Consider the following 15306-nt stretch of genomic DNA (forward strand, 5'->3'; position numbering starts at 1 on the left):
CTGCCAGCCTGGCAGGATCCCATCGGTTCGGGTCCCGGACGGTCCTGTTCCGGGGACCCCACGCCGCGCAGGATGGAGCCATGACGAACGAGATCGAGATCGCCCCGAACAGTGCCCTGCTGGTCATCGACGTACAGAAGGGCTTCGACGACGACGCCTTCTGGGGCCCGCGCAACAACCCGGCCGCTGAGGCCAACATCGCCGCGCTGATGGACGCCTGGCAGGAGTCCGGCCGCCCCGTGGTGATCGTCCGGCACGCCTCGCGCCAAACCGGCTCCGTCCTCTCGCCGGACCAGCCGGGGTACGCCCTCAAGGACTTCGTCGCCGAGCGCGCGGAGCGGGCCGCCCTGCACATCACGAAGTCCGTGAACTCCTCCTTCTACGGCACCCCGGACCTGGCCGACTGGCTCACCGGGCAGGACATCGGACAGCTCGTCGTCGCGGGGATCCAGACCAACATGTGCGTCGAGACCACCGCCCGGATGGCCGGGAACCTGGGCTACGACGTCCTCGTACCCCTCGACGCCACCCACACCTTCGACCTGGCCGACGAAGCGGGCCCGGACGCGCGGCGCCTGACGGCCGACCAGCTCGCCACGGCCACCGCGGTCAACCTCCAGGGCGGCGGCTTCGCCCGGATCGTCACGACCGGCCAGGTCGTCGACGCGGCCCGGGCCGGCGCCGACGTGTAGGACCGGCGCCGCTCTTCGCCGCCGGCGCCACTTTGGTCTTTCCGCTGACGGAGCCCGGCGGCCATGGTTCGGAAAGCGCATTGCCGGGATGGGGGTCGACGGATTGGATGGGAAAGATCAAGAAACCGGTACAGAAGGAAGCGGATGACCCCCATGCTCGCCGGCTGTACACCCTGGCCCGAGGAGTTCGTCGACCACTACTGGGCGTCGGGCCACTGGCGCGGCACCACGCTGGACAACCTGCTGCGCGGCTGGGCCCTGCAGTACGGGCCGCGGACCGCGCTCGTGCACGGGGACACCCGCGTCACGTACGCCGCCCTGAACCGGCGCGTGGACCGCATGGCCGCCGGTTTCCGGCTGCGGGGGCTCCGGCGCGGGCAACGGGTGGTCGTCCAGCTGCCGAACGTCCCCGAGTTCGTCACCACCGTGTTCGCGCTCATGCGGGCCGGCGTGGTCCCCGTGCTGTGCCCGGTCTCGCACCGCGCGTCCGAGCTCTCCCACCTCGTACGGGTCTCCCAGGCCACCGGCTACGTCGGTCCCTCGACGTACCAGGGCTTCGACCACACGGCGATGGCCGCGGGCATCGCGGCCGAAGGACCCTTCCTGCGGCGGGTGTTCCCCCTCGAAGCGCCGGGCGGCTCGTCCCCGTACGGCGGTTTCACGACCGACACGTCGGGCTGCCACTACTTCCCGCTGGCCTCCATCGACTCGCCGCCCGAGCCGGCGCTCGCGCAGAGCGCCGGCGAGGTGGCGTTCTTCCTGGTCTCCGGCGCCGCGACCGGGGCGCCCAAGCTCGTTCCGCGCACGCACAACGACTACGCCTACCAGGCGCGGGCCGCCGCCGAGCTGGTGTCGCTCACCGAGAACGACGTGTACCTCGCCGCGCTGCCCGCCGAGTCCAACCTCGCCTTCGGCGGCCCCGGCATCGTCGGCACCCTCACCTTCGGCGGCACCGTCGTCCTGACGCAGGACCCGGGCCCCGCCGAATGCCTCGCGGCCATCGAGCGGGAGCGGGTCACCGTCACGTCGGCGGCGCCCGCCGTGGTCCGGCGCTGGCTCGACGCGCTTCCCACGGTCCGGGCCGACGTGAGCAGTCTGCGTCTCGTGCAGATCGGCGGCGCGCCCCCGGACCGGGAGACCGCCGAGCGGACGGGCCCCGAACTGGGCTGCCGCCCCCAGCAGGTCTTCGACATGGCCGAGGGGGTGCTCACCCTCACCCGGCCCGCCGATCCGGACGGGACCGTGCTCGCCACGCAGGGCCGCCCGCTCTCGCCCGAGGACCAGATCCGCGTCGTCGACGCCGAGGGCGAGGCCGTGCCCGACGGGGAGAGCGGCGAACTCCTCGCCCGCGGTCCGTACACCCAGCGGGGCTACTACCGGGCGCCCGAGGACGACGCGCGCTCCTTCACCGAGGACGGATACTTCCGCACCGGCCACCTCGCGCGCCGCACACCGGACGGAAACCTGGTGGTGACCGGCCGCAGGCCGTGAGCGATCCGGGGAACGGCAGAGGCCCGGACCCACCCGGTGAATTCCAGGGGGTCCGGGCCTCACGCGCTCAGGGGTGTCAGAGGACGTCGGCCGCGATGTTCGCCGCGACCCGCTCCAGCAGCGGCCCCGCGTTCGCGATGCACACCGCCGGGTCCGGCTCGATCTCCGTGAGCGGGTACGCCCGACGGATCCCGGCCGCCTGGAGCGCCTCCCGCGTGAGCAGCAGGCGGCCGCAGACCGCGACGACCTCCTTGCCCGCCGCGCGGGCCGCCGCCGCGACACCGGCCGGAGCCTTGCCGTGCAAGGTCTGCTCGTCCAGCGAGCCCTCACCGGTGATGACCAGCGTCGCCCGCTCCAGGGCCGGCGCGAAGCCGAGCACCTCCAGCATCAGCTCGATGCCGGGACGGAACGAGGCTCCGAGCAGCAGCGCCCCGTAGCCGATGCCACCCGCACCGCCCGCCCCCGGCGAGAGCGCCGCCTCCGCGGCCAGGGAGCCGATCGACTTCTCCAGGACCTCCGCGAAGTGAGCCAGCGCCGCGTCCAGCGCCGCCACGTCCTCGGGCGACGCCCCCTTCTGCGGGCCGTAGATCGCCGGAGCGCCCTTCGGACCCGTCAGAGGGTTGTCCACGTCGCTCGCCAGGACGAAGTCGACCTCCTTGATGCGGGGGTCGACGCCCGACAGGTCGGCCGAGGCCAGCGCGGCCAGCGCGCCGCCGCCCGGACCGACCGGTTCACCGTTCGCATCCAGGAACACCGCGCCCAGTGCGGCCAGCATGCCCGCGCCGCCGTCCGTGGTGGCGCTTCCGCCCACACCGAAGACGATCGAGCGCGCTCCCGCGTCGAGCGCGGCCTTCAGCAGTTCGCCGGAGCCGTAGGTGGTCGCCGTCAGCGGGGCGAAGACACCCGCGGGCAGCAGCTGGAGGCCGGAGGCCTCCGCCATCTCGACCACCGCGGTGCCCTCGCGCAGCGCGAAAGCGGCCGTGACCTGGTCACCGAGGGGTCCGGTGACCCGTACCTCCCGGCGTTCGAAACCGGCCGCCACGGCGGCCGCGACCGTACCGTCGCCGCCGTCCGCGACGGGGAGGGTCTCGATCTCCACGCCCGGTACGGCCTTGCGAAGGCCGGCCGTCACCCGCTCCGCGACCTGAACGGCCGTGAGCGAGCCCTTGAATTTGTCCGCGGCGATGAGCACGCGCGCGGTCTCAGTTACTGCTCCGTCCGTCACCTTGCTAATCCCTTGCTATCGAACAGTGCAGTCGCGCCCGCCCTGAGCCTATCCGGAGGATCCTCCTATGCCCATGGGTGGCCTGGGCCACACCCGGCGTGCCATGCCCCTAAATGCGGATATACGCCTGCATAGTGTGGCCGCATGCGTACGGATTCACTGGAGCAGGCAAGTCCGGATCCCCCAGGTGGGGGCTCCGCGGGCCCGGACGACGGCACTCCCGACCGTACCGTCGTGACCATCGGAGTGATCTCCGTACTGGCCGTCGTCGCCTGGGCGGCGCTCGGCAAGAGTTCCTTCGACACGGCGTCGAGCACGGCGCTGGCCTGGGTGCTGGACAACTTCGCCTGGCTGTTCGTGATCGCCGCCGACGTGTTCCTCGTGATGTGCGTGGTCCTCGCGATCGGCCGCTTCGGCCGGATCCGGCTCGGCAGGGACGACTCGGAACCCGAATTCACGAACCTCGCGTGGATCGCGATGATGTTCAGCGCCGGCATGGGAATCGGCCTCATGTTCTACGGGGTGGGGGAGCCGCTCACCCACTACCTGAATCCGCCGCCCGCCAGCGGGGCGGCCCCCCGCACCGGGGACGCGGCCCGCGCCTCGCTGGACTACTCCTTCTTCCACTGGACCCTCACCCCCTGGGCGATCTACGGCATCGCCGGCCTGGCCCTGGCCTACGCGACCTTCCGCAAGGGCCGCGGCAACCGCCTCAGCTCCGCCTTCGTCCCGCTCATGGGCGAGGAGCGGGCCAACGGCTGGCAGGGCAAGTCCATCGACCTGCTCGCCGTCTTCGCGACCGTCTTCGGCACCGCCACCAGCCTCGGCCTCGGCGCGCTCCAGGTGTCCAAGGGCCTCGACATCACCACCGGGATCGAGGACTCGACCACCGTCGAGCTGATCATCATCGGGTCCCTCTCCGCCGCCTTCGTGCTCTCCGCCTTCTCCGGCCTGCACAAGGGCGTCAAATGGCTCAGCACGATCAACATCGTGCTCGCCGCGGCCCTGATGCTCTTCGTCTTCGTCCTCGGCCCGACCGTCTACATCCTCGACGTGATCCCCGCGAGCGTCGGCAGCTACCTGCACGAGCTGCTCCCCATGGCCTCCCGTACCGGAGCCTTCACCGACAGCGCCTGGCTCGGGGCGTGGACGATCTTCTACTGGGCCTGGTGGCTCTCCTGGGCGCCGTTCGTCGGCACCTTCATCGCCCGCATCTCGCGCGGCCGCACGATCCGCGAGTTCCTCGTCGGCGTGCTCCTGGTGCCCAGCGGCGCCACCGTCGTCTGGTTCTGCGTCATGGGCGGCACCGCGATCCGCCTCGACTCCACGGGCGTCGCCGACATGGCCGCCAAGGCCGAGGAGGGCACCGAAGCCTCGCTCTTCGCGATGCTCGACGCCCTCCCGCTCGGCTCGCTCACCTCGTGGATCGCGATGCTGCTGGTGATGACGTACTTCGTCACCAGCGCCGACTCCGCCTCCCTCGTCATGGGCTCCCTCACCAGCCGCGGCTCGCTCCACCCGCCGACCTGGCTCGTCGTCACCTGGGGCGTGCTGATGGCCGCGGTGGCCGCCGTGCTCCTCGTCGCGGGCGGCCTGAAGTCCCTCCAGACGGCCACCATCCTGGTCGCGCTGCCCTTCGTGATCGTGATGCTGCTGCTCTGCTGGGCCCTGGTGAAGGAACTGCGCGAGGACCCGGGAGCGGGCCCCGCCCGCCACCACGCCCTGCACGGCCTGCGCGACGCCGTCAAGGCCGTGGTCGGCGACGCCGTCACCGAACGGGGCCCGGCCCGCCACCCCAGGCTCCGCCGCCTGGCCGAGTCGCGGAACCGCGACCACGAGGGCGGCGGTACGGGAAGTGCGGGCGGTACGGGGTAGTACGGGCGGTACGGGAAGTACGGGCGGTACGGGGTAGTACGGGCGGTACGGGGAGTACGGGCGCGGGCGGTTCCGAGGTGTGATCGGCGCCTCCGCGGGGCGGTTGGTTAGGGTGGCGGCGTGACCACCACGGATGACTACGCCACCTACATCGCGAGCCTGCCCCGGGTGCTGGCCGGTGCGGCCGCCCTCTACCGGGACGCCCGGGGCCGGGTGCTCCTCGTCGAGCCCAACTACCGGGAGGGCTGGGCCCTGCCCGGCGGGACCATCGAGTCCGACCAGGGCGAGTCCCCGCGCACGGCGGCCCGCCGCGAGAGCGCCGAGGAGATCGGCATCGACATCCCGCTCGGCCGGCTGCTCACCGTCGACTGGACCGTCGGTGCGGGCCGGCCCCCGCTCGTTGGATACCTCTTCGACGGCGGCGTGCTCGATGCCGAGCAGCTCGCCTCGATCAAGCTCCAGGAGGAAGAGCTGATCTCGTGGCGGCTGGTCGAACCGGCCGAACTGACGGCCTACCTGCCGGGGCCGCTGGGGCTGCGCACCCAAGAGGCCTACCGGATCCTGCAGTCGGGCGAGGGCACCGCCGAGCTCGAGAACGGGCTCCGGCCGCAGGCCTCGTAGCCCGTCCCGCTCGTTATTCCGTGCCTACACCGAGCAGGACAGAATTCAGCAGATGATCACGATGTACGCCTGGCCCAGCACCGCCGACGGGCCCGACGCCCTGCCCATGGTCCACTTCACCACCGAGCAGCAGGCCGGTGGCGAGGTCACCCCCGACGGGGTGCGGGTATGGATGTTCGACACCGCGATCCGCGAGGGCGGCTGGGCCCCGTTCACCGATTTCGAGGCCTGGTCCGCGCCCGCCGCGGACTGGCAGGCCTACTACCGCCGCGAGGACGACGTCCTCGCCGTCACCGGCCCCGGCTCCTGCGAGGGCTGGTACCAGGGCAGCCTCGGCGCCGACGCCGAGTGGGTGGGCGCGGCCGCGGCCCAGCAGAGCGTGGTGCTGCTGGCCGCCCCCGTGCAGCACCCGTCCCTGTACGGCTACGCCGTCGAGGCCGGGGCCGCCTTCGCCCTGCTGGTCCCGCTCCTGGTGATCTGAGCCGAGGCCCCGGGGCACTCGACCCCGGCACGACGCGGCCAGTGCTACTCGGCGAGAGCTGCTCGGCCAGGGTTGGCGGCCAGATCCGCCCGGCTAGAGCTGCTCGGCCCCGGATTCGAAGGCCAGCAGCCGCACCTTGCGGTCGATGCCGCCGCCGTAGCCGGTCATGGAGCCGGACGACCCGATGACGCGGTGGCACGGCACGATGATGCCGACCGGGTTCTTCCCGTTGGCCAGGCCCACAGCGCGCGAGGCGTTCGGCTTGCCGAGGCGGGCCGCCAGCTCCCCGTACGACCAGGTCTGCCCGTAGGGGATCCGTACGAGCTGCTCCCACACGCTGCGCTGGAAGTCGGTGCCCTCCAGCCGGACCGGCAGGTCGAACTCGGTGAGCGCCCCGGCGAAGTAGGCGGTCAGCTGCCGCACCACCTCGGGGAAGGGATCCTCGCCGGCGGCGACCCGCTCGCCGAAGGACTCCTCGGCGGGGCGGTGGCGCTGACCGCTCATGTAGAGGCCGCTGAGGAAGCCGTCGGTGGCGACGAGGGTGAGCGGCCCGTAGGGGCTGTCGACGACGGTGTGCCGCTTGTTGTTGCTGCTGTTGCTGTTGGTGGTGGACATGGTGCTCGTACTCCTCGGGCGGATCGGCTGATCTGCGGATCGGGCGCTGCGCGCCGGTCAGGCGGGCAGGACGTTGATGGCGTGGTCCTCGGTGGCCCACAGGTACTGGACGGCGTACGCGCGCCAGGGCCGCCAGTGCGCCGCGCGGGCCGTGAGCGCCGCCGGGGTGGACGGCAGCCCGAGCCCCTTCGCTGCCCGCCGGATCCCGAGGTCGGCGGGGATGAAGGCATCCGGGTCGCCCAGCGCCCGCATCGCGATGATCTCGGTGGTCCACGGTCCGAAACCGGGCAGCGCCGCCAGCCGGGCGCGGGCCGTGTCCCAGTCGCTGTCGATGCCGAGCGGGAGGGAGCCGTCGGCGAGCGCCGAGACGAGCGTGGTCAGGGTGGAGCGGCGGCTGCGCGGCAGGGCCAGGGCCTGCGGGTCGAGCTCGGCCAGTGCCTGCGAGGACGGGAACAGGTGGGTCAGCCCGCCCTCGGGGTCGGGGTCGGTCACCCGCTCGCCGTGGGCGCTCACCAGCCGGGCCGCGTGGGTGCGGGCCGCCGCGGTGGACACCTGCTGGCCCAGGACCGCCCGTACGGCGAACTCCTCCGCGTCGACCGTACGGGGCACCCGGCGCCCGGGGGCCTTGGCCACGAGCGGCGCGAGCAGCGGGTCGGCGCTCAGCAGCTCGTCGACGGCCTCGGGGTCGGCGTCCAGGTCCAGGAGCCGGCGGCAGCGGCTGATGGCGATGGTGAGGTCGCGCAGGTCGGTGAGGGCCAGCTGGCAGCCGATGTGGTCGGGCTGCGGGGTCAGCGCGACCACGCCGGTGCCGTACGGCAGCCGCAGCGTGCGGCGGTACGCACCGGCGCGCCACTCCTCGACGCCGGGGACGGCGGTGGCGGCGAGGTGGCCGAAGAGGTTGTCGGGGTTGAGCGGGGTGCGGAAGGGAAGGCGCAGGCTTATGGTGCCGGGGACCTGGTCCTGCTTGGGGCCCTTCTCGGCGCGGGTCCGCAGCTCGCTGGGGGCGAGGGCGAAGACCTCGCGGACGGTGTCGTTGAAGGTACGGATCGAGGAGAACCCGGCGGCGAAGGCGATGTCGCCCATCGGGAGCTCGGAGGTCTCGATCAGCAGCCGGGCGGTCTGCGCGCGCTGGGCGCGGGCGAGGGCCAGGGGTCCGGCGCCGAGTTCGGCGTTGAGCTGGCGCTCCACCTGCCGGGCGGAGTACCCCAGCTTGGCGGCGAGACCCGGGACGCCCTCCCGGTCCACGACGCCGTCCTGGATGAGCCGCATGGCGCGGGCGACGGCGTCGGCGCGGGCGTTCCACTCGGGAGAGCCCGGGGAGGTGTCGGGCCGGCACCGCTTGCAGGCGCGGTAGCCGCTCTGCTGGCAGGCCGCGGCGCTGGGCAGGAAGGTCATGTTCTCGACCTTGGGCGGCACGGCGGGGCAGCTGGGACGGCAGTAGATCCCGGTGGTCCGGACGGCGGTGAAGAACCAGCCGTCGAAGCGGGCGTCCTTGGACTGGACGGCCCTCACGCAGCGCGCGGTGTCGGTGTACATGGATCCATCCTCCCGGCGGGGCGGTCCCCGGGCTGGCGGTTTTCCGACATCAAGGCTAGCGGTGGCTGGAGCCGCTCGGCCGGCCTCTGGGTGCGTCCCCCGGTGCGTCCCTTGGTGTGCTGCCCGGAAAGGTTCACCGGGTCAGGGCGCCCGGCACGGCGTCCCGCGGCGCTGCGGGGATGCGGAAGGGCCCCCGGTCGCCTTGCGGCGGCCGGGGGCCCTCTCACGTGCGTACAGCCGTGCTTACGGGGCCTGCGTGGCCCTCGCCTCGCGCCGGTTGTGGCGGAAGGTGTTCGCGCGACGGGTCGTGGCGAACAGCGGGATGGTCGCCGCCAGGGCGATCTGGAGCGCGCAGCCCGTCTGGAGGAGCAGCCCGCCGCCCGGGGCGTCGAACGCCCAGGCCGCCAGCAGCCCCATCGCCCCGACGATCCAGCTCAGCATCGCCACCGCGAGGACACCCCGCGGCTTGGGGTACTCGACCCGGCTCACCATCAGCCACGCCACCCCGACGATCGCCAGCAGCGTCGGTACGAACGGCAGCTCCAGCAGCACGATCGAGACGACCGTCAACGCGCCGAAGGGGCTCGGCATGCCCTGGAACATGCCGTCCTTCATCGTCACGCAGCTGAATCTCGCGAGCCGCAGCACGACGGCCAGCAGCACCACGATCGCCGCCAGCGCCGACATCTTCTGGACCGCGTCGTCGGCGACCATGCCGTAGACGAGGACGAAGTACGCGGGCGCCAGCCCGAAGCTGATCAGGTCGGACAGGTTGTCCAGCTCCGCGCCCATCGGCGAGCTGCGCAGCTTGCGGGCCACGATGCCGTCGAAGAGGTCGAAGACCGCGGCGAGCAGCATCAGTATCACGGCCGTCGCGGCGCTGCTGCGGGCCATGCCCGACTCGCCGCTGCCGGTGAGGTGCGGGATGAGGATGCCCGTGGTGGTGAAGTACACCGCCATGAATCCGCAGGTGGCGTTGCCGAGGGTGAGGGTGTCCGCTATCGACAGCCGCAGTGACAGCGGCATGTCGTCCTCGGCGGACTCCTCCTCGGACGTGGACGCCTCCGGAACCCAGCCGGTGGCCGGAGTCTCAGGGTCAGTCACGGTCAATTCGGGTCACCCCCGCGGTGGTGGTCTGCCCGACCTCGACCGCGACCTCGACGCCCTCGGGGAGGTAGATGTCGACGCGGGAGCCGAAGCGGATCAGACCGATGCGTTCGCCCTGCTCCACCTTGGTGCCGGCCGGCAGGTACGGGACGATGCGACGCGCGACGGCGCCGGCGATCTGCACCATCTCGATGTCACCGAGCTCGGTGTCGAAGTGCCAGACGACGCGCTCGTTGTTCTCGCTCTCCTTGTTGAACGCCGGAACGAATCCACCGGGGACGTGTTCCACGGACGTCACCGTGCCCGCGAGGGGCGCGCGGTTGACGTGGACGTTCAGCGGGCTCATGAAGATCGCGACCCGGGTCCGTCCGTCCTTCCACGGCATGATGCTCTGCACCACACCGTCGGCGGGCGAGATGACCCGGCCCTGTGCGATCTCACGCTCGGGGTCGCGGAAGAACCACAGCATGCCCGCCGCGAGCGCGGTGGTGGGCACGGCCACTGCCGCCCAGCGCCCGGACTTCCGGGCCAGGGTGAGGCTGAGAGCGGCGGTGGCGACGGTCGGCAGAAGCCACGGCGATGCTCCGCGCGCGAGGCGTCCACCGAGGAGGCCGACGCGAGGTGCAGAGGTTTGGCTGTGGGGCATGGATGACCTTCGTAGCGGGTGGTGCCGCGCCGCAAATAGGGGGACGGGACGGCGGCTTTACTGGAATGCTATCGGTTGCGCGCAACAACTGGGCAAGCCAGAAGCCGAGTCGGTGGCCGGTGGCCGGTGACTGCTAGTGACTCTTTTGCGGAAAACCACTGGATGATTTACCACAAAAGGGACATTTAGCCCTGGAGCTTGTACTCCTCAAGCAGGCGTCGCCCGATGATCATTTTCTGAATCTCGGCGGTACCTTCACCGATGAGCAGCATGGGTGCCTCTCGGTAGAGACGCTCGATCTCGTACTCCTTCGAGAAGCCGTAGCCACCGTGGATGCGGAACGCGTCCTCCACCACCTCCTTGCAGTACTCGGAGGCGAGGTACTTCGCCATCCCTGCTTCGAGGTCGTTTCGTTCCCCGGAGTCCTTTTTGCGTGCCGCATTGACCATCATCGCATGGGCGGCTTCGACCTTGGTAGCCATTTCGGCGAGCTTGAACTGGATCGCCTGGTGCTCGGCGATGGCCTTGCCGAAAGTGTGACGTTGCTGGGCATATGAGACACCCAGCTCGAACGCACGCTGTGCTACGCCGCAGCCACGGGCCGCCACGTTGACGCGGCCGACCTCGACCCCGTCCATCATTTGGTAAAACCCTCGGCCCGTCTGGCCTCCGAGCACCCGATCGGCCGGAATGCGCAGTCCGTCCATGATCAGCTCGGTGGTGTCGACGCCCTTGTAGCCCATCTTGTCGATCTTGCCGGGGATGGTCAGGCCGGGACGGACCTCGCCGAAGCCGGCCTCCTTCTCCACCAGGAACGTCGTCATCGACTTGTGGGGGGCGGTGCCCTCCGGGTGTCCTTCGTCACTGCGCACCAGCACGGCGACCAACGTGGACGTGCCGCCGTTCGTCAGCCACATCTTCTGGCCGTTCAGGACGTACTCGTCGCCGTCCTTCACCGCCTTGGACGTGATGGCCGACACGTCGGAGCCCAGCCCCGGCTCGGACATCGAGAACGCGCCGCGCACCTCGCCCAGCGCCATGCGCGGCAGGAAGTGGTCCTTCTGCTCCTGCGTGCCGTGCTGCTTGAGCATGTACGCCACGATGAAGTGCGTGTTGATGATGCCCGAGACGGACATCCAGCCCCGCGCGATCTCCTCGACGCACAGCGCGTAGGTGAGCAGCGACTCACCCAGGCCGCCGTACTCCTCCGGGATCATCAGGCCGAAGAGGCCGAGTTCCTTGAGGCCGTCGACGATCGCCTGCGGGTACTCGTCGCGGTGCTCCAGCTCGGTCGCGACCGGGATGATCTCCTTGTCGACGAACTCCCGGACGGTCTTGAGGATGTCCCTCTGGTCGTCCGTCAGGCCGGCGGTCTGGGCAAGTCGGCTCATGGTTCTACCTCCCCTGTTCCTTCAGCGTGGGGCGGCCGGGCTGCTCGCCGCCGCGCTCCTTGATGTACGTCTCGGTCGGGACCATCACCTTGCGCCTGAAGACGCAGACGAGGGTGCCGTCCTGCTTGTAGCCCTTGGTCTCGACGTAGACGATGCCGCGGTCGTTCTTCGACTTCGACGGGGTCTTGTCGAGGACCGTGGTCTCGCCGTAGAGGGTGTCGCCGTGGAAGGTCGGCGCCACGTGCCGCAGCGACTCGATCTCCAGGTTGGCGATCGCCTTGCCGGAGACGTCCGGCACGGACATGCCCAGCAGCAGCGAGTAGATGTAGTTGCCCACGACGACGTTCTTGCCGAAGTCGGTGGTGTTCTCCGCGTAGTTGCTGTCCATGTGGAGCGGGTGGTGGTTCATGGTCAGCAGACAGAAGAGGTGGTCGTCGTACTCGGTGACCGTCTTTCCGGGCCAGTGCTTGTAGACCGCCCCGACCTCGAACTCTTCGTACGTGCGTCCGAACTGCATGGCCCTACGCCTCCGCCGTCTTCTCGATCGAGGGGTGTTCGAACTTGGTGGTGCGCTGCATGCCCGCGGCGCGGCCCTTGCCGGAGATGACCAGGGCCATCTTGCGGCTGGCCTCGTCGATCATCTCGTCGCCGAGCATCGCCGAGCCCTTCTTGCCGCCGGCCTCCGAGGTGCACCAGTCGTACGCGTCGAGGATCAGCTCGGCGTGGTCGTAGTCCTCCTGGGAGGGGGAGAAGACCTCGTTGGCCGCGTCGACCTGGCCGGGGTGCAGCACCCACTTGCCGTCGAAGCCCAGCGCCGCCGCGCGCCCGGCGACCTCGCGGTAGCCGTCGACGTTCTTGATCTGGAGGAAGGGGCCGTCGATCGCCTGCAGGTCGTGCATGCGGGCCGCCATCAGGATCCGCATCAGGATGTAGTGGTAGGCGTCCGCGCCGTAGCCGGGCGGCTGCATGCCCACGACCAGGGACTTCATGTTGATGGAGGCCATGAAGTCGGCCGGCCCGAAGATGATGGTCTCCAGCCGCGGGGAGGCGGCCGCGATCGCGTCGACGTTGACCAGGCCCTTGGCGTTCTCGATCTGCGCCTCGATGCCGATCTTGCCGACCTCGAAGCCCATGGTCTTCTCGATCTGCGTCAGCAGCAGGTCGAGGGCCACCACCTGCTGGGCGTCCTGCACCTTCGGCAGCATGATGCAGTCGAGGTTCTGGCCGGCGCCCTCGACGACCGTGATCACGTCGCGGTACGTCCAGTGCGTGGTCCAGTCGTTGACGCGCACCACACGGGTCTTGCCGGTCCAGTCACCGTTGTTCAGCGCGTCCACGATCGTGTGGCGGGCGCCCTCCTTGGCGAGCGGGGCGCAGGCGTCCTCCAGGTCGAGGAAGACCTGGTCGGCCGGCAGGCCCTGGGCCTTCTCCAGGAACCGGGGGTTGGAACCCGGCACCGCGAGGCAGGAGCGGCGCGGCCGCAGCCGGTTGACCGGGGAAGGGGGCGTGGTCATGCGGGGACCTCCGTGCTTGCAGCTGTGTCGATGGCGTCGTTGGTGTGGCTGTCGTCGGCTTCGCCGAGCGGGTGGAGCTTGTTCGCCTTGCGGATCTCGTCGACGATACGGCCGATGATCTCCGTGATGCCGAAGTCCTTCGGGGTGAAGACGGCGGCCACCCCGGCCGCCTTGAGGGCCACGGCGTCGGCATTCGGAATGATGCCTCCGAGGACGACGGGGATGTCACCCGCCCCCGCCGCACGCAGGCGTTCCAGGACGTCCGGCACGAGCGCGCTGTGCGAGCCGGACAGGATGGACAGTCCCACGCAGTGCACGTCCTCGGCCAGCGCCGCCGAGGAGATCTCCTCGGGGGTCAGCCGGATGCCCTGGTAGACCACCTCGAAACCGGCGTCGCGGGCCCGTACGGCGATCTGCTCGGCCCCGTTGGAGTGCCCGTCCAGGCCCGGCTTGCCGACCAGCAGGCGCAGCCGGCCGGAGCCCAGCTCGTCGGCGGTACGGGAGACCTTGGCGCGGACGAGGGCCATGGGGGTCCCCTCCTCGGCGGTCACGGCCACCGGCGCCGACGAGACCCCGGTCGGCGCCCGGAACTCCCCGAACACCTCCCGCAGCGCGTTCGACCACTCGCCGGTGGTGACACCGGCGCGGGCGCACTCCAGGGTGGCTTCCATCAGGTTCTCGTCGCCCGCCGCAGCCTCCTTCAGCCGGTCCAGGGCCTGCATCACCGTCGGGAAGACGAACGGGTCGCCGCCGCCCTGTCGGTCCGCGGACTCCTGGCGCTCGGCCCGCCAGCGGCCGATGCGCTCGACGGTCTGCGCCTCCAGCGCCCCGTCCACCGTCATGATGGCGCCGTCCAGGTCGGCGGTGAGGGGGTTCTCCTCGGTCTGCTGGAAGCAGTTGACACCGATGATCTTGTCCTCGCCGGCCTCGATCCGGGCCCGCCGCGCGGCGTGCGAGGAGACCAGCTCGCCCTTGAGGTACCCGGATTCGACGGCCGCCATCGCACCGCCCATCTCCTGGATCCGGTCGATCTCCGCCAGGCACTCGGCCACCAGGGACTCGACCTTGGCCTCGATGACGTGGGAGCCCGCGAAAATGTCCTCGTACTCCAGCAGATCGCTCTCGTGGGCCAGGACCTGCTGGATGCGCAGGGACCACTGCTGGTCCCAGGGCCGGGGCAGGCCCAGCGCCTCGTTCCAGGCCGGCAGCTGCACGGCGCGGGCGCGGGCGTCCTTGGAGAGGGTGACCGCGAGCATCTCCAGCACGATGCGCTGGACGTTGTTCTCCGGCTGCGCCTCGGTCAGGCCCAGGGAGTTGACCTGGACGCCGTAGCGGAAGCGGCGCTGCTTCTCGTTCTCGATGCCGTAGCGCTCGCGGGTGATCTTGTCCCAGATGCGGCCGAAGGCGCGCATCTTGCACATCTCCTCGATGAAGCGGACGCCCGCGTTCACGAAGAAGGAGATGCGGGCGACGACCTCGCCGAACCGCTCCGGCGGGACCTGGCCCGAGTCGCGCACGGAGTCCAGTACGGCGATGGCCGTGGACATCGCGTACGAGATCTCCTGGACCGGCGTGGCCCCGGCCTCCTGCAGGTGGTAGCTGCAGATGTTGATCGGGTTCCACTTCGGGATGTGGTTGACCGTGTACGCGATCATGTCCGTCGTCAGGCGGAGGGACGGCCCGGGCGGGAAGACGTGCGTCCCCCGCGAGAGGTACTCCTTGACGATGTCGTTCTGTGTGGTGCCCTGGAGCTGGGCGATGTCCGCGCCCTGCTCCTCGGCGGCCACCTGGTAGAGCGCCAGCAGCCACATGGCGGTGGCGTTGATCGTCATCGAGGTGTTCATCTGCTCCAGGGGGATGTCCTGGAACAGCCGCCGCATGTCGCCCAGATGGGAGACCGGGACCCCGACCCGGCCGACCTCGCCGCGGGCGAGGATGTGGTCGGGGTCGTATCCGGTCTGCGTCGGCAGGTCGAACGCGACCGACAGGCCGGTCTGGCCCTTGGCGAGGTTGCGGCGGTACAGCTCGTTGGACGCCTCGGCCGTGGAGTGGCCGGCGTACGTCCGCATGAGCCACGGACGGTCCTTCTGGCGCTCTGTCATCTCAGGCTGT

14 protein-coding genes are annotated in these 15306 nt (G+C 70.6%); 5 read left to right on the forward strand and 9 right to left on the reverse strand.

Annotation, left to right across the window (positions count from 1 at the left end; genetic code table 11):
• The first annotated feature begins 80 nt into the window (after window positions 1-80).
• Window positions 81-692 (forward strand): cysteine hydrolase family protein, encoded by a 612-nt coding sequence (locus tag J7E97_RS16780; RefSeq protein ID WP_215027861.1) that lies wholly within the window; start codon window positions 81-83, stop codon window positions 690-692.
• Between the two features lie 144 nt (window positions 693-836).
• A complete protein-coding gene (locus J7E97_RS16785) occupies window positions 837-2183 on the forward strand; it encodes a (2,3-dihydroxybenzoyl)adenylate synthase (RefSeq protein ID WP_251054684.1) in 1347 nt (448 codons plus the stop codon).
• A gap of 76 nt (window positions 2184-2259) precedes the next feature.
• Here the strand turns inward: J7E97_RS16785 and J7E97_RS16790 are convergent, their stop codons facing one another.
• Window positions 2260-3408, reverse strand: a complete 1149-nt coding sequence (locus J7E97_RS16790; RefSeq protein ID WP_215027863.1) for a glycerate kinase — start codon at window positions 3406-3408, stop codon at window positions 2260-2262.
• A 144-nt stretch (window positions 3409-3552) separates the two neighbouring features.
• Between J7E97_RS16790 and J7E97_RS16795 the strand changes: the two genes are divergently transcribed.
• The 3 genes from J7E97_RS16795 (at window position 3553) to J7E97_RS16805 (ending at window position 6385) form a co-directional block, all read left to right on the forward strand.
• Complete coding sequence (locus J7E97_RS16795) at window positions 3553-5283, forward strand: BCCT family transporter (RefSeq protein ID WP_251054685.1); 1731 nt, start codon at window positions 3553-3555, stop codon at window positions 5281-5283.
• A 120-nt stretch (window positions 5284-5403) separates the two neighbouring features.
• Window positions 5404-5904: an NUDIX hydrolase gene (locus tag J7E97_RS16800; protein WP_215027865.1), complete on the forward strand. Its 501-nt coding sequence runs from the start codon at window positions 5404-5406 to the stop codon at window positions 5902-5904.
• 52 nt (window positions 5905-5956) lie between these two features.
• On the forward strand, window positions 5957-6385 hold the full coding sequence (locus J7E97_RS16805) for a hypothetical protein (protein WP_215027867.1): 429 nt from the start codon (window positions 5957-5959) through the stop codon (window positions 6383-6385).
• 93 nt (window positions 6386-6478) lie between these two features.
• On the opposite strand, the gene J7E97_RS16810 is transcribed toward J7E97_RS16805, so the two are convergent.
• From J7E97_RS16810 to J7E97_RS16845, 8 genes are all read right to left on the reverse strand, one after another.
• Window positions 6479-7000 carry a methylated-DNA--[protein]-cysteine S-methyltransferase gene (locus J7E97_RS16810; RefSeq protein WP_215027869.1) on the reverse strand — a complete coding sequence of 174 codons (522 nt, stop codon included), beginning with the start codon at window positions 6998-7000 and terminating at the stop codon, window positions 6479-6481.
• Between the two features lie 57 nt (window positions 7001-7057).
• A complete protein-coding gene (locus J7E97_RS16815; RefSeq protein ID WP_215027870.1) occupies window positions 7058-8536 on the reverse strand; it encodes an AlkA N-terminal domain-containing protein in 1479 nt (492 codons plus the stop codon).
• Window positions 8537-8779: 243 nt separating this feature from the next.
• Window positions 8780-9562, reverse strand: a complete 783-nt coding sequence (gene pssA, locus J7E97_RS16820) for a CDP-diacylglycerol--serine O-phosphatidyltransferase (protein WP_215027920.1) — start codon at window positions 9560-9562, stop codon at window positions 8780-8782.
• Between the two features lie 70 nt (window positions 9563-9632).
• Complete coding sequence (locus J7E97_RS16825) at window positions 9633-10289, reverse strand: phosphatidylserine decarboxylase (RefSeq protein WP_215027872.1); 657 nt, start codon at window positions 10287-10289, stop codon at window positions 9633-9635.
• A gap of 185 nt (window positions 10290-10474) precedes the next feature.
• The gene (locus J7E97_RS16830; RefSeq protein WP_215027875.1) at window positions 10475-11680 is read right to left on the reverse strand and encodes an acyl-CoA dehydrogenase family protein; all 1206 of its coding nucleotides are present in this window, start codon (window positions 11678-11680) and stop codon (window positions 10475-10477) included.
• A gap of 4 nt (window positions 11681-11684) precedes the next feature.
• Window positions 11685-12197 carry a MaoC family dehydratase gene (locus J7E97_RS16835; RefSeq protein ID WP_215027877.1) on the reverse strand — a complete coding sequence of 171 codons (513 nt, stop codon included), beginning with the start codon at window positions 12195-12197 and terminating at the stop codon, window positions 11685-11687.
• Window positions 12198-12201: 4 nt separating this feature from the next.
• Window positions 12202-13194: a CoA ester lyase gene (locus J7E97_RS16840; RefSeq protein WP_215027879.1), complete on the reverse strand. Its 993-nt coding sequence runs from the start codon at window positions 13192-13194 to the stop codon at window positions 12202-12204.
• On the reverse strand, window positions 13191-15296 hold the full coding sequence (locus J7E97_RS16845) for a protein meaA (protein ID WP_251054686.1): 2106 nt from the start codon (window positions 15294-15296) through the stop codon (window positions 13191-13193). Before J7E97_RS16845 ends, J7E97_RS16840 begins: the two co-directional genes overlap by 4 nt.
• Between the last annotated feature and the right edge of the window lie 10 nt (window positions 15297-15306).

The sequence above is a fragment of the Streptomyces sp. ISL-66 genome (assembly GCF_018614135.1).
Lineage (GTDB): Bacteria > Actinomycetota > Actinomycetes > Streptomycetales > Streptomycetaceae > Streptomyces.

Bases quoted from the DNA above. Each gene is read 5' to 3' on its own strand.
- J7E97_RS16780 (WP_215027861.1), top strand. From the start codon at position 81: ATGACGAACGAGATCGAGATCGCCCCGAACAGTGCCCTGCTGGTCATC.
- J7E97_RS16785 (WP_251054684.1), top strand. From the start codon at position 837: ATGACCCCCATGCTCGCCGGCTGTACACCCTGGCCCGAGGAGTTCGTC.
- J7E97_RS16795 (WP_251054685.1), top strand. From the start codon at position 3,553: ATGCGTACGGATTCACTGGAGCAGGCAAGTCCGGATCCCCCAGGTGGG.
- J7E97_RS16805 (WP_215027867.1), top strand. From the start codon at position 5,957: ATGATCACGATGTACGCCTGGCCCAGCACCGCCGACGGGCCCGACGCC.
- J7E97_RS16810 (WP_215027869.1), bottom strand. From the start codon at position 7,000: ATGTCCACCACCAACAGCAACAGCAGCAACAACAAGCGGCACACCGTC.
- J7E97_RS16815 (WP_215027870.1), bottom strand. From the start codon at position 8,536: ATGTACACCGACACCGCGCGCTGCGTGAGGGCCGTCCAGTCCAAGGAC.
- pssA (WP_215027920.1), bottom strand. From the start codon at position 9,562: ATGCCGCTGTCACTGCGGCTGTCGATAGCGGACACCCTCACCCTCGGC.
- J7E97_RS16825 (WP_215027872.1), bottom strand. From the start codon at position 10,289: ATGCCCCACAGCCAAACCTCTGCACCTCGCGTCGGCCTCCTCGGTGGA.
- J7E97_RS16830 (WP_215027875.1), bottom strand. From the start codon at position 11,680: ATGAGCCGACTTGCCCAGACCGCCGGCCTGACGGACGACCAGAGGGAC.
- J7E97_RS16835 (WP_215027877.1), bottom strand. From the start codon at position 12,197: ATGCAGTTCGGACGCACGTACGAAGAGTTCGAGGTCGGGGCGGTCTAC.
- J7E97_RS16840 (WP_215027879.1), bottom strand. From the start codon at position 13,194: ATGACCACGCCCCCTTCCCCGGTCAACCGGCTGCGGCCGCGCCGCTCC.
- J7E97_RS16845 (WP_251054686.1), bottom strand. From the start codon at position 15,296: ATGACAGAGCGCCAGAAGGACCGTCCGTGGCTCATGCGGACGTACGCC.